The organism is Mucilaginibacter sp. 14171R-50 (assembly GCF_010093045.1).
GTDB lineage: Bacteria > Bacteroidota > Bacteroidia > Sphingobacteriales > Sphingobacteriaceae > Mucilaginibacter.
On record NZ_CP048115.1, the window covers coordinates 1,003,483 to 1,017,408 of the forward strand.

15 protein-coding genes are annotated in these 13,926 nt (G+C 44.9%); 8 read left to right on the forward strand and 7 right to left on the reverse strand.

Annotated features, from left to right (window positions below; translation table 11 throughout):
- Window positions 1-52: 52 nt before the first annotated feature.
- The 3 genes from GWR56_RS04525 to GWR56_RS04535 all read right to left on the reverse strand — a co-directional run bounded on the left by GWR56_RS04525 (window position 53) and on the right by GWR56_RS04535 (window position 4,397).
- Complete coding sequence (locus tag GWR56_RS04525) at window positions 53-1,348, reverse strand: M20/M25/M40 family metallo-hydrolase (protein WP_162429972.1); 1,296 nt, start codon at window positions 1,346-1,348, stop codon at window positions 53-55.
- Window positions 1,349-1,352: 4 nt separating this feature from the next.
- Window positions 1,353-3,191: a M61 family metallopeptidase gene (locus GWR56_RS04530; protein WP_162429973.1), complete on the reverse strand. Its 1,839-nt coding sequence runs from the start codon at window positions 3,189-3,191 to the stop codon at window positions 1,353-1,355.
- A gap of 87 nt (window positions 3,192-3,278) precedes the next feature.
- Window positions 3,279-4,397 (reverse strand): DUF4407 domain-containing protein, encoded by a 1,119-nt coding sequence (locus GWR56_RS04535; RefSeq protein WP_162429974.1) that lies wholly within the window; start codon window positions 4,395-4,397, stop codon window positions 3,279-3,281.
- 120 nt (window positions 4,398-4,517) lie between these two features.
- Here GWR56_RS04535 and GWR56_RS04540 point away from each other — a divergent pair, with 120 nt between their 5' ends.
- Both GWR56_RS04540 and GWR56_RS04545 read left to right on the forward strand, forming a co-directional pair.
- Window positions 4,518-4,832 (forward strand): rhodanese-like domain-containing protein, encoded by a 315-nt coding sequence (locus GWR56_RS04540; RefSeq protein ID WP_162429975.1) that lies wholly within the window; start codon window positions 4,518-4,520, stop codon window positions 4,830-4,832.
- Between the two features lies 1 nt (window position 4,833).
- Window positions 4,834-5,019 (forward strand): DUF6358 family protein, encoded by a 186-nt coding sequence (locus GWR56_RS04545; RefSeq protein WP_162429976.1) that lies wholly within the window; start codon window positions 4,834-4,836, stop codon window positions 5,017-5,019.
- A 41-nt stretch (window positions 5,020-5,060) separates the two neighbouring features.
- Here the strand turns inward: GWR56_RS04545 and GWR56_RS04550 are convergent, their stop codons facing one another.
- Window positions 5,061-6,293 (reverse strand): glycoside hydrolase family 5 protein, encoded by a 1,233-nt coding sequence (locus GWR56_RS04550; RefSeq protein WP_162429977.1) that lies wholly within the window; start codon window positions 6,291-6,293, stop codon window positions 5,061-5,063.
- Window positions 6,294-6,417: 124 nt separating this feature from the next.
- Here GWR56_RS04550 and modA point away from each other — a divergent pair, with 124 nt between their 5' ends.
- From modA to GWR56_RS04565, 3 genes are read left to right on the forward strand one after another with little or no spacing between them, the layout of a single operon-like run.
- Window positions 6,418-7,176 carry a molybdate ABC transporter substrate-binding protein gene (gene modA, locus GWR56_RS04555; protein ID WP_162429978.1) on the forward strand — a complete coding sequence of 253 codons (759 nt, stop codon included), beginning with the start codon at window positions 6,418-6,420 and terminating at the stop codon, window positions 7,174-7,176.
- Between the two features lie 3 nt (window positions 7,177-7,179).
- On the forward strand, window positions 7,180-7,851 hold the full coding sequence (gene modB / locus GWR56_RS04560; RefSeq protein WP_162429979.1) for a molybdate ABC transporter permease subunit: 672 nt from the start codon (window positions 7,180-7,182) through the stop codon (window positions 7,849-7,851).
- Entirely contained in the window at window positions 7,848-8,465 is a 618-nt protein-coding gene (locus GWR56_RS04565; protein ID WP_162429980.1) for an ATP-binding cassette domain-containing protein, read from the forward strand. The genes modB and GWR56_RS04565 overlap by 4 nt, the downstream gene beginning before the upstream one ends.
- A 71-nt stretch (window positions 8,466-8,536) precedes the next feature.
- On the opposite strand, the gene GWR56_RS04570 is transcribed toward GWR56_RS04565, so the two are convergent.
- Both GWR56_RS04570 and GWR56_RS04575 read right to left on the reverse strand, forming a co-directional pair.
- Entirely contained in the window at window positions 8,537-9,520 is a 984-nt protein-coding gene (locus tag GWR56_RS04570; protein WP_162429981.1) for a glycoside hydrolase family 43 protein, read from the reverse strand.
- An 11-nt stretch (window positions 9,521-9,531) separates the two neighbouring features.
- Window positions 9,532-10,275, reverse strand: a complete 744-nt coding sequence (locus tag GWR56_RS04575; protein WP_162429982.1) for a YdcF family protein — start codon at window positions 10,273-10,275, stop codon at window positions 9,532-9,534.
- 99 nt (window positions 10,276-10,374) lie between these two features.
- Between GWR56_RS04575 and GWR56_RS04580 the strand changes: the two genes are divergently transcribed.
- The 3 genes from GWR56_RS04580 to GWR56_RS04590 all read left to right on the forward strand — a co-directional run bounded on the left by GWR56_RS04580 (window position 10,375) and on the right by GWR56_RS04590 (window position 13,256).
- Window positions 10,375-11,688 carry a S41 family peptidase gene (locus GWR56_RS04580; protein WP_162429983.1) on the forward strand — a complete coding sequence of 438 codons (1,314 nt, stop codon included), beginning with the start codon at window positions 10,375-10,377 and terminating at the stop codon, window positions 11,686-11,688.
- 252 nt (window positions 11,689-11,940) lie between these two features.
- The gene (locus tag GWR56_RS04585) at window positions 11,941-12,459 is read left to right on the forward strand and encodes a hypothetical protein (protein WP_162429984.1); all 519 of its coding nucleotides are present in this window, start codon (window positions 11,941-11,943) and stop codon (window positions 12,457-12,459) included.
- Between the two features lie 113 nt (window positions 12,460-12,572).
- On the forward strand, window positions 12,573-13,256 hold the full coding sequence (locus GWR56_RS04590) for a response regulator transcription factor (RefSeq protein WP_162429985.1): 684 nt from the start codon (window positions 12,573-12,575) through the stop codon (window positions 13,254-13,256).
- 34 nt (window positions 13,257-13,290) lie between these two features.
- On the opposite strand, the gene GWR56_RS04595 is transcribed toward GWR56_RS04590, so the two are convergent.
- Window positions 13,291-13,923 (reverse strand): gluconate 2-dehydrogenase subunit 3 family protein, encoded by a 633-nt coding sequence (locus tag GWR56_RS04595; RefSeq protein WP_162429986.1) that lies wholly within the window; start codon window positions 13,921-13,923, stop codon window positions 13,291-13,293.
- Window positions 13,924-13,926 lie beyond the last annotated feature (3 nt).

The following is a 13,926-nucleotide window of genomic DNA, read 5'->3' on the forward strand; positions in this document are numbered from 1 at the left end:
TGTAACGGTTAAAACCGTTACAACCTCTGTGCTGTGAAATTTCTATCAACAACTATTTCGCCAGTTTGGGGATACGGGTTGGGGTATCCTTACCCGCTACGATGCTGCGCGAACTTAGCGCTATAGCCCGGATGGTCGCCGTAATATTGTTTACATCCAGCGTTGCATATTCGTCTTTTACGGTATGATAAAATTTATCGGTAGGTATCTGGTCCGTAGATATGGTGTGTGCAGGCACACCTAAAGCAGCCAGAGTGGCGTTATCGCTGCGATAAAATAAATTTTGTTCCGGATAAGGGTCGGGGTAAAATTTAAAGGCGGTTCCCTCCAGGTTTTTCTGCAGTATAGTCCCAAAATCCGACCGCTCGAAACCCGTAATAAAGGCAGAATTTTCTCCGAATTTTGCAGGTTTGCCAATCATTTCGATATTAAACAGTGTCACCACCTTATCCGGATCCAGCTGCTTTGAAAAATATTGCGAACCAAACCCACCTATCTCTTCGGCGGTAAAGGCCACAAACACTAAGGTGCGTGCGTTATTATTCAACTGTTTGTAATACTTAGCTAATGTTATAACTGCCGTGGTGCCTGATGCGTCATCGTCGGCTCCGTTGGCTATGCTATCGCCTTCCATTGGCTTCAATATGCCCAAATGATCATAATGTCCGCCAAAAACCACATACTCGTCGGGCTTAGTTTTCCCGGGGATGATCCCCACCACATTACTTAACGGCAACTCTTCTGATTTAACCTCGCAGCTCGCTTCAAAAGCTTTGGGTGCCGGTGTGCCAAGCACATATACAACCGGTTTTGATTGCCTGCCGCTGCTGATGCTGCCTTTTGTAGCCCTATCGCGTACGCGCTTGAAAAGATCTGCCATCGAAGTATCAAATATCACCACCAGGTTTTTACCGCTTCGCATAGCTTCGCCTAATTGCTTACGGTAGGTTTTCTCGTCTGTTAGCTGCACCACGCTAACCGTCGAATCGCTTTTCCAGTTAAAAGCGCTGCCTGTCATGATGGTCACTTTATCGTCGGGTACAGCTGTGCCGTCAAAAATCACTTTTGGGTTAACCGGGGTAATACGTGTCTGCGAAAACGTTTGCCTGTAGCCCGGAGCCCCAGCCATCGGCTTTAAGCCCGCGGCTTTAAACTCGCTCTCTATAAACTTGGCGGCCTTTTCAATACCCGGTGTAAACGTACCGCGGCCCTGCATATCGTCGGCGCTAAGGGTTTTAATTACGCGTTCAACATCGTCCTGCTTTATCAGCTTATTTACATCCTGGCAAAACCCAATTGCCGGGGCGGCGGCTAAAGCGGCTATCGCTATTAATATTTTTGCTTTCATTTTTCTAATTTACTTTTGATGATAACCAGCTGCTGCGGAAATCTTTTTGCTGCTGAGATAATTCTTTACCGGCTTTTTCAAAGGTTATCACCTCTATCGCCGGGCTTTCTTCTAAAATTATTATTGTTTGGTGGTTGCCGCTGCGGTTTTTATAGTTAACGCTTACCTTATCGCCAGGCTTTTTATCTTTAATAATGTCGTTTATGGCTGCAAGTTCTTTTACATCTTTTCCATCCATTTGCAAAATAGTGTCGTTGGCGTCTAAACCGGCCTTATAAACAGGGCTATTTGATGCGGTCGAGCTCATGATCAGCAATCCGCCGTTGCCCGCGCGGGCCTGGATACGGCCCATCCAGCCTTTACCGGGTGCGGCTTTACGCATTAGCAGCCCCGCATTTGCCAGCAAAGCTTCGTAATTGTTCTTTTTAACGCCGTATATATAATCAGCAAAAAATGAGGCTGCAAATTTTGGGTTGGTTACTTTGCCTAATACAGCTTGCAAGTCGGGGATGGTGTACGGCTTACCGGTTTTACCAAAAGCCAGCCAAACCTGGCGCATATAATCGTCAAGGGTGATCTTAAATTCGCTGCGCAGACGCAGATCAAGCGCCAGTGCGGTAGCACCGCCGTACACATAATAACTGGTGAAAATATTGGCATAATTGGTTGCATCTACCGCTACACCCGCATCTGTAAACACCGCGTAACGGCTCATTTGCGTTGGCGGGTATTTGGCCGGCGCCGGGGGCGCCAATACCGAATTAACCAAACCGGCTATTGTACCAGTATAGTCATCAACCGAATTAAAGCCGGCGCGCGCCAATATCAGTTCACCGTAGTATTGGGTAAACCCTTCGGCAAACCAAAGCTCGTTGCTCATGTTGGCATGCTCAAAGTTAAATGGCTCTAATGATTTGGGGCGAATGCGCTCTACGTTCCAGCTATGGAAAAATTCGTGCGAGTAGGTGCCTAAAAGATTATTCTCGTTACCTGCTACCTTTTCTGACCTGTCGACAATACAGGTAGAATTGCGGTGTTCCATCCCGTCGCCAAAATTGTTAGGGTGCACATCGTCGAGGAAAGTATAGCTGCCGTAATCATAATCGGGCTGTTCGCCAAATACCGCCTTTTCTTCCAGCACAACCTTTTGCACCATCTTGGCAAAATTGTCTATGGTTGCCTGGTCGTCATCAGAGTGTACGGCAATGCTCATTTTTTGTTTTTTCCCGTTGGTATTCACTACCTCCCAACTACTAACGTTAACCGCTGAAAGCTCGGTAGGGCTATCCATCATGTATTGCAGATCGGGTGCGCTGTAAACATTGCCGGTTTCGTGCTTCAACTGCGTGGCTACCTTCCACCCATATTTGTCAAGATCGTTAAACTGAAATTTAACAGGCCTGTCGGCCATGCCTATAACCCACATAAAGCTTGCGGGCATGTTCAGGTGGGCATGGCTTGCATCAATGCCTACATAGGTGCCATCTGTATGGTTACCAAAAAGGGTGTAGCTTATTTTTACAGTGCCTTTATGACCGCCAACTTCATAAACATCCCCTTCCACCTGTTTAATTCCTACGGCCTTACCGCTTAAATCGGTTGCTTTTACATTGTAGACGTTCTTGCCAAATTCGTGCGTAGCATAACGGCCGGGTGATGAGCGGCTCATCCTAACCCTAAATGCCAATGCAGACGGATCGGGTATGGTCATGGTGATTTCAGCCTCATGATGGGCCGCGTTCGGGAAAGAAACTGCGTAGGAAATTGCCTTACGTACCTTGGGTTGAGCGTTAGCCGCAACCGCAAATAGCGCAGTAGTCGCCAGTAGTATTATTTTTTTCATTGAGGTGATATGATTCAGGTGTTGAAATTACCAATTAATAAATAACAGTTATCTATCAATTTTATTACAAATAAAACCGGATCTATACTATTCGTAACTATGCCTGCCCAGATCAAACTCTGATTGCCCTGTGATGATCTGTTTTCGGCGCGCTATGTCAACATCCAGGTTATGGTCGTAAGTGCTATCGGTTACGGCTATGTCGCGCTCTTTATCTTTATCCGCATAGTAAATATTTGCCTCAGCAACTTTAGCGATGGCAGCATCATAAGGCCCTTTGGGCGACATCAGTTTAACAAACACGGGCAGGCATTCAAACAAAATAAACAGGTACCCAATAAAGGATATGGCCATGTAAGTATCCAGGTCGCGTGTGCCGTCCACATTAAATGATAACTGACCAAGCGCCCAGTTGCGGTCGGCAAAGCCCGCCACGTTAGCCAGGCTGTCAAGTTGCTTCTCGCTGAAGAGGCGGGTGGAGTTTACGCCTTCGTAATCTTTACGCTGGCTCAGATACTGATCCATCTTACCCAGGTTATCCCTTACGGTTTTTAAACGGTCTTCTTTTTCCTGCAGTACCTGGGCTTTTTGCTTGGCATAAGTGCCATAACCCACTACCCCCGATGTTTGATTGGTTTTATCACCGAATACTTCCTGGTTAAGCTGGTACCGCGAGCGATTGATATCGCGCTCAAGCGAGTCCTTTTCCTTTTTAAGTTCGTTGTTCTTACCCAACTCCTGGGCGTATTTTTGCTGATAGGTTTTTTGAAGGGTATCTATCTTGCTATGCTGGCCTTTCAGGTAAGCGGTTTTTAGTTTAGTGCGTATCTCTTTATCAAATATTTTAAGCTCCAGCGGGCGTGATATTACCACGCCGATCATGATAGCCAGCAAAATACGGGGCGTTGCCTGCAATATCTGGCTGTTCATGCTGCCCTCTTTGTTGATGCTGGATACGATATACCTGTCCATATTAAAAATGGCCGTACCCCATATAAGGCCAAATAAAATGGCAAAGCCAACGGCAAACGCATTGCCGCTGAATACAAAATACATGGCGTATCCGCCGGATAGGGATGCAAACAGGGCGGTGAAAAATATGGTGGCCCCAATGCCAACATACTTGTTATGTTCTATAGGGTATTTTTTCAGTGTGTCGACATGCGCGCCCGAGCAAAACCAAAAAAAACGGGTTATTTTCTTCATCCGGTTTATGATGTAATAATTTACATTAATATTAAAACGCACTTAGGAACTGTTTGTTACAAAATATGCCCAAATATTTGATGCAGAAAAACCTACCTTTGGCTATCAATTACATTCAAGATGAAAGAAATAAGCGTACAGGAACTAAAAGAGAAATTAGATAAAGGCGAGGATTTTCAACTGATTGACGTTCGCGAAGATTTTGAATACGAAACATCGAACCTTGGCGGGCTATCAATACCGCTTGGCGGAATTCTGATTGAGGCGGACAAAGTATCGAAAGATAAACCTGTAGTGATCATGTGCCGCAGCGGAAAACGCAGCGCGGCAGCCATTATGCAGTTAGAGGGGCAAGGCTACACCAATCTTAGCAACCTGCAAGGCGGCATTTTAGCCTGGAAGGCCGAAATAGACCCTGAGCTTAACGTTTACTAACATGGGGAAAAAAGTAGCCCTGAATGTGCTTTATAACATAGGCATATTTTTGTGTATCATAATCACCTATTCTGCAATTGCACATGCACGTTATGAGTATGTACTTGCCTGCGCGTTTATAGCGGGCATATTGATCACCTTAAAGGTAAAATTGATAAAGGACGTTAAAAACAGCCAAAAACCATAAATAAAAAGGACCCGAAATAGCTATCCGGGTCCTTTTTTACATTACTTTGCCGGCACCTTTAAGCCGAGCGCCTCTATATATCCTTTATTAGGGCTGCAGTTAACAAACTTGCAATTCTCCAAAAATCCATATAGTGCTCTCTTTATTTTTTCCCTATCGGCAGGGGCGGCTTTTCGTATTTCTTCAAAACTGCCGCGTGGTTTTTCGGTATAGTCAATTATTTCGTTATAGCCTTCGGGCACATTAAAGCTGGCTATGCCCTGTAGGTTGTCCAGTTTTTTATATGGCCAGTAATGCCAGCCAATGCGGTTCTTTTCGCAAAGGATCCGAAAATCCCTTACCCACTCGTCGGTGTTTTCGCCGGTTTCTCCCACGTAGATCGGCACATTGTATTTATCACGAAAGTCCATGTATTCCTGTATCACATCCTGCTTTACATCCGTCCAGTATTTGTGAAAAGTGTAAACGCTTTTGCTATCGAACGGCTTGCCGAACGGTTTAAAATTACTATCCCACTGCGCGCCGCCGATGAATACAATGTGATTTTTATCAACCGAACGCACCGCCGCGGTTATTTGCTTAAAGGTTGGCTCTAAATGTGGGTTAAGCGCTTTTACATCGAAGTAATGAGCAATCGGCTCGTTCAGCAGATCGTAACCCATTATAATGGTTTCGTTTTTATAATGGCTGGCTATTTTACGCCATATATCTGCTGTAAGCTTCCTGCTTGCCGCGCTGGTAAACAAGAAAGGGTAACCGTTACCATCGTCGATATTATCGCCGGTTTGGCCGCCAGGGGCACAATGCATATCCAATATTACATATAGCTTTGCTTTTTTACACCAGCCGATCACCCTGTCCAACAGCTCGAAACCACGGTTTGGGTTATTCTGGCCCATATAATCCTCGTAGGTAAAAAGTTTATAATTGAAAGGTATACGGATGGAGTTCATGCCCGACGCTTTCAAAAACTGGATATCGGCCTCGGTAATATAGGTGTCCTGAAATTTACGCCAAAACACCTTCATCTCTTCCGGACCCACCAACTCGGTAAGCGCCTCGTTTATCAAGCGTTGCGAATTGATCTTTTTAAATTTAAACATGTAGCCTTCGGGCACAAGCCAGTTTCCCAAATTGGTACCACGCATTAAAAAAGGCTTACCATCAACCCCTATAACCTCCTTGCCTTTTACACTGATAAATTTTGGTGCCTGTGCAAATGCGCCGGCCATTGCTGCGGTTGTTAGCAGCACCATCGCGATAAGTTTTTTCATTGTTTAATACCGTTGGTTTATATGCGCTAATTGGCAAGCGCGCTTATAAATGTAACCGTACCTATTATCGTTACATTTGTGCCAATATCCAATATTACGTAATTTGTGAAACAACATACCAAGGATGATAAAACTATTCACTAAAACGTTTTCGATTTTTTTCATCATTACGTGTTTTTTTGATACGGCCGACGCGCAAACAATAAAGGTAGCTATAGCAGCAAACCTGCAGCCGGTGATAAAGGCGCTGAAAAACGATTTTAAGTTGAGGACAAAAATTGATCTCGAGGTGATATCCGGCTCTTCCGGCAATCTTTCGGCACAGATACGCAACGGCGCACCTTACGATGTGTTCCTATCGGCCGACAGTAATTTCCCGCAAACGTTACGGCGTGATGGCCTTGCCGCAAAGGCCCCGGCCGTTTATGCACAAGGTGTGCTTATAATATGCAGCGCTCAAAATTTAGACCTTACAAACTGGAATAACCTGTTGATGACAAATACTATAAAAAAAATAGCTGTTGGCAACCCCGCCATTGCACCATACGGCAAAGCCGCACAGCAGGCGCTTACCAAAGCAGGTGTTTATAGTAAGGTGAACGGCAAGATGGTGTTTGGAGAAAGCATCTCGCAGGTAAATACTTACATAACCACGGGAGCGGTACAAGTTGGGTTTACCACGCTATCGCTGATAAAAGACGCCGCGAATAAGCAACAACTATTTTACAGACTGGTAAATCCGGCAGACTACGCGCCAATACAACAGTCCATGGTACTGTTAAAGCGTGCCGAAAAAAATACTGCCGCCGAAAAATTTTACCAATATATATTAAGCGCCCCTGCAAAGGCCATTTTTAACGCTTACGGTTATCATACACAATAACGCATGGACCAATCGCCCATTTGGCTTTCAATTAAATTAGCAGCCATTACCACGCTAATATTGCTGCTTGCTGGCCTGCCATTGGCGTGGTGGCTGTCAAAAAAGCGGTCGTTGTTTAAAATTATTACCGAGGCTATTATTACCATGCCACTGGTGTTGCCTCCGTCTGTCCTGGGTTTTTATCTGCTGTTAATGTTCAGTCCGCAGCGCGGAGTAGGGCTTTGGCTGCAGCAAACGTTTAATGTGCAGTTTGTATTTTCGTTCCCGGGGCTTGTAATTGCTTCAGTAATATACAGCATGCCGTTTATGATAAGCCCAGTTAAATCGGCCTTTCAACAGCTTCCGGCCTCGCTGTCACAAGCATCGTACACGCTTGGAAAAACGCACTGGCAAACCCTATGGCATGTGTTACTCCCCAACATCAAGCCATCTTTGCTTACCGCGGCAGTGCTTACGTTTGCACACACCCTGGGCGAGTTTGGTGTAGTGCTGATGATAGGCGGCAACATTCCAGGGGTTACCCGTGTCGCGTCTATTGCGGTATACGATTCGGTAGAGCAAATGAACTATAACGCTGCCAATAACTATTCGCTGATACTGTTTGCTATTACTTTTGCGATGGTATTAAGCGTATTTATTTACAATAAGTACCAGGCCAAAAGTCCGTTAGAATGATAACTATAGATATTGAGAAAAAGCTAAGGGCATATAACGGCTTGTATGTGCTGCGAATAAAAAAGCAATTTATTCCGGGCGGCATTACCCGTATAACCGGCCCGTCGGGTGCGGGAAAATCCACCATGTTAAAAATGATCGCAGGTCTGATATCGCCAGATAACGGCACCATTAAAGCAAACGGCGTTATTTGGTTTGATGCCGCAACCAATATAAATTTACCTCCGCAGCAGCGTCAGATCGGTTTTGTTTTTCAGGATTACGCGCTGTTTCCGAACATGACGGTAAGACAGCACCTGGAGTATGCTACCGATGATCATATATGGATAGACCGATTACTCAAAATAGGTGGGCTGGATGTATTTATCCACCAAAAACCCCATCAGCTATCCGGCGGGCAACAGCAGCGCCTGGCTATTTTGCGTGCGCTGGCCATAAAGCCTAAACTATTGCTGATGGACGAACCCTTTTCAGCATTAGATATCACCATGAAAGCGGCTTTGATAACAACACTTCAAGTGCTGTTTGCCGAACTTGAAGCAACTGTGTTGATAGTTAGCCATAACCCGCAGGAGTTAGACGGCATCAGCGGAGATGAAGTGGATATAGCTTAATTATCCTGTTTCATGTGTCGCCGGGATGCCGCCAATTTACGATAAGTTATCACAGCCCGCCGCGCATACCGTTATTTTATAACGTTAGCTGTTACTCCCTCGTTTGTAATTTTGACCGGGTTAATCAAGCCGTCTTTATCAAAGGTCATTTTATCTATACACGTTACCCTGTGGTTGCCATTGGTTTCGGTAAGGGGGCGGCGATGATAAACAATATACCATTCGTCTTTACCAGGCACTTTAATAACCGAGTGGTGGCCCGCGCCCGTAGCCACAGCAGGATCTTGTTTTAACACAACACCGATTTTTTTGAACGGTCCGTTTATACTGTTACCAACCGCATAAGCAACGCGGTAATCGGGGCCGGTCCAGCCGCCCTCGCTCCACATAAAGTAATATTTGCCCTTGCGGATAAACATAATCGGTCCCTCTACATACCCCTCTGGCGTAATTTCCTTAAACATCTTTCCGTCGGCGGCGGGTTCAATGCCCGTAAAGTCGTCTTTTAACTTGGCGATGTTGCAATGGCCCCAGCCGCCGTAAATAATATAGTACTGCCCGTCGGTATCTTTAAATACAAACTGGTCTATGGGTTGTGCCCCGTTAACTATTTTATCAATAAGCGGCTTACCCAGGTAATCTTTAAATGGCCCTTCGGGCTTATCGGCAACGGCTACGCCAATACCGCCGTATTCTTTATCGCTTTGTATATCATTTGCGCCGAAAAAGAAATAATATTTTCCATCCTTCTGTACAATGGCCGGGGCCCACATGGCCCGTTTAGCCCACTTTACGTTTGACGAATCCAGCACGTTCTCATGTTTGGTCCAGTTCACCAGGTCGGGCGATGAAAAAGCATCAAAATGTACCTGCTGGTTGTACGGCGCCGAATACGTAGGATAAACCCAGTATTGTTTACCAAAAATGGTGGCTTCCGGGTCGGCATACCAGCCTTGCGCTATGGGGTTACCTGATGTTTTTTTAACTGGCTGCTGGGCGTAGGCCGCCTGCAATAAAGCGGCGGGTAGCAGTAATAATAAATATATCTTTTTCATTAGTTGCGATATTAACTAAAGTAAACGGTTAAATAACCAAAAAATTCCTTAATATATAAGTTCCATTTTCCCAATGCGTCTGCCGAGGGCAAAAAATCTTCTAAATACAGGTGCTTCGCGTCAAAGAGATTATTTGTCGGGTAGGGCACAACATCAATACCCGCCTTTTTAAAAATCAGCCGCGCCCGACGCATATGAAAAGCCGATGTTACCAACATATATGGCGGCTTTAAATGCGCGCTATCTAACAGCTTTTTAGAAAACAGTGCATTCTCTAAAGTATTACGCGCCTTTCTGTCTAAAAGTATAAGGCTGTCTGCAAAGTCCTTCTTTTTTAATTCCTGCTTTACAAAATCGGCTTCGGCAAACCCATCCGGATAAATGTCAGAATACCCGCCCGTAAACAGCAAGTGTGACACAGCGCCTGTAGATAACAGGTCGGTCGCTTTGGTATAACGGTCAGCTGCCCAGTTAAAATAGGGGTTCCCCCCGCTGTCCCTGGATACAAATCCTCCTAAAAGAATAGCACTGCTATATTTAACATTCAGTTGTTTATAAGGTGCTACATCCCATACCCTGGCAAAGGCGGTTATGGTAAACCGGTTCGAAAAAAAATATAAAAGAATGGTTGCTATTAGCAGTAACCGTTGTTTCAGCCGTTGTTTTTTTGTTAAAAGCGCATAAAGCATTAAGGCGAAAACCCAGGTGAGCGGTAAAATAAATACCAGGAGCACTTTAGACAGTATAAAAAACATGGCTGTATTTATTAGTGCAAATTAATTGATTTTTATGAATTTGGTTTGTAACGAATTTTTTTTGCTAACGTCAATATATAGAACCAGCCAATCACCTAAATGAGACATGTACTTATCACCGGATTTTTGTTTACCGTATTAACCATAAGCGCTTTAGCGCAACAACAGGAGGCGCCCCTAACGCTTCAACAAAAAGATGAGGCCATAGACAGCATCGTAAAGACTATCAAAACACGTTATATATTTCCTGATGTCGCACTAAAAGTGGAGAAATACTTGCGTAACAGGCAGGCCAAGAACGCTTATAACGCCATTACAGGCGGCAATCAGTTTGCGCAGGTATTAACACAGGATATGCAGGTCGCAGGTAACGATAAACACTTGTGGGCTGCATACACGCCAGAAGAATTGCCTGTTGAAAAACCACGCGAACTGATGAGCATACCGGATGAAGAACGCGCAGGTTTAGCAGAAATGTTTCAGCGCACCAATTATGGTATCGATAAATTAGACATTTTAAAGGGCAATATTGGCTATTTATCTTTTAACACGTTGATATCCCCCGAATTCGCGGGCGAAGTTTACGACGCTATGATGCTATACGTTGCCCATACCGAAGCGCTTATTATCGACCTGCGCAAATGTGGGGGCAGCATGTCGCCTGATGCAGTGCCTTATTTTTGCAGTTATTTTTTCCAGTCGCCTGTACATTTAAATGATACTTATTTCGGCAAAGATGCAAAGCTCACCCAATCATGGACCTACGCGCACGTAAACGGCCGCAAATATTTAAACAAACCCATATACATATTAACCAGCCGTAGTACATTTTCGGGCGCCGAAGAAATGGCGTACGATCTTCAGGCACTTAAGCGTGCCACTGTTGTTGGCCAGCCCACAGGTGGTGGAGCCAATCCTGGTGGTATAGTTAGGTTAACGGGGCATTTCAGGATGTTTGTTCCGGTAGGTAAAGTGGTGAACCCAATAACTAAAAGCAACTGGGAGCACGTCGGCGTACAACCCGATACGGTTATCAATGCAAGGCTTGCCCTGCAAAAAGCGCAGGAACTCGCCATGCTGTCATCTATAAAAGCTGCCAATGACGACAGATGGAAAGGCGCGCTAAAAGATTGGATGGCAGAAGTTGTAGCAAGCGCACCTAAACTTAAACCCGTTACCTTTGAATTGCAAGGCTTTGAAAACGCAAAGGAAGTATACGTAGCTGGATCGTTTAACGATTGGGATCAACACGCCTCACAAATGTTACGCAAGGGCAATAAATGGGTGGTAGTTACCGAAACTGAACAGGGCAAAACCACCTATAAATTTATTGTAGACGGTAAATGGATATCCGATCCGGGTAACGCCCAAACCGAAGGACCTAACGGCGATTCTGTAATAGTTGTTGAATAAAAATCACAGAGCGCGCTCTCACAGCAATAAATGTAACCGCGCTTTTTTGTTACCCGGCCATTCATACTGAGCTTGACATGCAGTTGTAAGATAGACGAAATTTACACCAAGTAAAGCCTTGAATATTTTATAGCGCATAATTATACCATATAAATATACCGTATATGTGGTATTGCCAGAGCGGAATTATTACAGTTGCTTAGTACTATTAAAAACCTAACAGAAATCGTTTCATAACTTAATTAAAAAACAATGAAAAAACTTTTTACTATCGCAATTATTATGGTGGCTACATTAACCACCTCAAACCTGTTTGCACAATCGGGTTTTAAACTTGGCTTAGCTGCAGAAGGCGCTTTGCCTATGGGAGCCCTGAAAACATCATACACTGTGGGTGGCGGTTTAACAATACGTGCCGCTTTCGGACTTGACGAAACCAGCGCTATCACATTAACATCCGGGGCCATGGCATTTTTACCAAAAGATCTTTCAAACCTTGGTGTTGACAGTAAAGCGCAACTAAATATACCCATCAAAGCAGGTTATAAATACATGCTGAGCAGTAATTTTTATGCTATCGGCGAAGCCGGCATGTCGATCATCCGGTCATACTACAGCGATTCGAACGGCGACCTTCAGTCGGTAAGCGGTTCTGAGTTTACCTACGCGCCCGGGGTTGGTGTACAATTAGGCGGCTTTGACGCAAGTGTACGCTACGAAGGCTACAGCGGTGCAGGCTTTTTAGGCTTACGCGTTGGTTTTAACTTTTAAAATGGCTATTCCGAGCAAGTAATGCAACCCAATCAACAATTGAAAAAGCTGTTCGTTAATTTGAACGGCTTTTTTAATTTATATCGTTATTTTAGATGATCAATCTAAAATGTATGAGCACTATACCGGTAGCTATTGTTGATGACAAAACACTGCTTCGCGAGGCCTTATTCAATAACCTTTCGTACTATAACGAGATAAGTATAGTGTTGCAAGCTTGCGATGGTTCCGATTTTTTAGATGGATTAAAAGCGCTGAACCCGACAGAGCGCCCGCAAGTAGTACTTATGGATATAGAGATGCCTGTGATGGATGGCATTGAGGCCGTTAGCATTGCCAAAGACCTTTATCCTGACATGCATTTTTTAATGCTTACTGTTTTTGATGATGACGATAAGCTTTTTGAGGCCATTAAGGCAGGAGCAAGCGGTTATTTACTTAAAGATGAAAAGGTAGCTAACATAGTTAAGGCAGTTGCCGAAATTGTGCACGAAGGCGGAGTTCCAATGTCGCCACGGATAGCCCGCAAGGCCCTCGCCCTGTTAAGAACGGTGCCCGAGGCAAGACAAGCCGCTGCAAAAGAAGAGGAGACTATTGCCGGTGAACATGCCCTTTCGACCCGCGAAATGGAAATATTAAGCCGCGTTGTTGATGGATTAAATTATCAGGAAATAGGCGAGCGCTTATTTATAAGCCCGCATACCGTACGTAAGCATATCGCTAACATTTATGATAAGCTGCACGTATCCAACAAGGCATCGGCCATAAAGGTGGCTACCAGTAAAAAATGGTTTTAATCAACAAAAAACGCCCCTTTTCAGGGGCGTCGTATCATATCTTCACGTTTTCCATGCCGTATTGCTTTAACACATCGGCCGGCACGCCGGTCCATTTGTTAGGGGCGTTCCCGGCGTATCCAATATCCTTGGTACCCATCTCGCTGCTCCAGAAACCTGATGCAGTCAGGTCACGCATGCGGTTAAAAAAGTTTACGCCTTGCTGCATTTCTGCCTTGGCTTTATAAGGGTAGGCTATCTGGTCTAACAGCTCGGTTTGCTGCGAACTGCTGCATTTTATAAATGTATTGCCATAATGGTTAAGACAATACATATCCAGCCACTTAAGCCCTCCGCGCATGGGTAGCTTATGGCTTGGTATGTCCTTTACAATAAACTCTATAAACTCGGGCACCTTGGCATCAGATGCACTGCCCGAGTGGGCGTCTTTTGGTATAATGATATCGGCCAAAACCGTAATGGTGGCCATTTCATGGTCATCGAAATACTTTTCGTCCTTCAGTTTATTTTCACGTTCAACTTCATAGGCCTGCCGGCCGGGTACCGCGCCGGCTTTTTCACCGGTTGCCGCTGTATCAGTTTTTTCGCCCGGTTTGCAGCCGCCTAATAACAGCCCGGTTGATATGGTTCCTAAACCTATTGCTTTAAGGGAGTCGCGTCTGTTCATGAT

What these genes read in the sequence shown, in the direction of transcription:
- GWR56_RS04535 (WP_162429974.1), bottom strand. Translation starts at nt 4,397, where the DNA reads ATGAAGAAAATAACCCGTTTTTTTTGGTTTTGCTCGGGCGCGCATGTC.
- GWR56_RS04585 (WP_162429984.1), top strand. Translation starts at nt 11,941, where the DNA reads ATGAAAAAACTTTTTACTATCGCAATTATTATGGTGGCTACATTAACC.
- GWR56_RS04565 (WP_162429980.1), top strand. Translation starts at nt 7,848, where the DNA reads ATGATAACTATAGATATTGAGAAAAAGCTAAGGGCATATAACGGCTTG.
- GWR56_RS04580 (WP_162429983.1), top strand. Translation starts at nt 10,375, where the DNA reads ATGAGACATGTACTTATCACCGGATTTTTGTTTACCGTATTAACCATA.
- GWR56_RS04590 (WP_162429985.1), top strand. Translation starts at nt 12,573, where the DNA reads ATGAGCACTATACCGGTAGCTATTGTTGATGACAAAACACTGCTTCGC.
- GWR56_RS04540 (WP_162429975.1), top strand. Translation starts at nt 4,518, where the DNA reads ATGAAAGAAATAAGCGTACAGGAACTAAAAGAGAAATTAGATAAAGGC.
- GWR56_RS04595 (WP_162429986.1), bottom strand. Translation starts at nt 13,923, where the DNA reads ATGAACAGACGCGACTCCCTTAAAGCAATAGGTTTAGGAACCATATCA.
- GWR56_RS04545 (WP_162429976.1), top strand. Translation starts at nt 4,834, where the DNA reads ATGGGGAAAAAAGTAGCCCTGAATGTGCTTTATAACATAGGCATATTT.
- GWR56_RS04525 (WP_162429972.1), bottom strand. Translation starts at nt 1,348, where the DNA reads ATGAAAGCAAAAATATTAATAGCGATAGCCGCTTTAGCCGCCGCCCCG.
- GWR56_RS04570 (WP_162429981.1), bottom strand. Translation starts at nt 9,520, where the DNA reads ATGAAAAAGATATATTTATTATTACTGCTACCCGCCGCTTTATTGCAG.
- GWR56_RS04530 (WP_162429973.1), bottom strand. Translation starts at nt 3,191, where the DNA reads ATGAAAAAAATAATACTACTGGCGACTACTGCGCTATTTGCGGTTGCG.
- GWR56_RS04575 (WP_162429982.1), bottom strand. Translation starts at nt 10,275, where the DNA reads ATGTTTTTTATACTGTCTAAAGTGCTCCTGGTATTTATTTTACCGCTC.
- GWR56_RS04550 (WP_162429977.1), bottom strand. Translation starts at nt 6,293, where the DNA reads ATGAAAAAACTTATCGCGATGGTGCTGCTAACAACCGCAGCAATGGCC.
- modA (WP_162429978.1), top strand. Translation starts at nt 6,418, where the DNA reads ATGATAAAACTATTCACTAAAACGTTTTCGATTTTTTTCATCATTACG.
- modB (WP_162429979.1), top strand. Translation starts at nt 7,180, where the DNA reads ATGGACCAATCGCCCATTTGGCTTTCAATTAAATTAGCAGCCATTACC.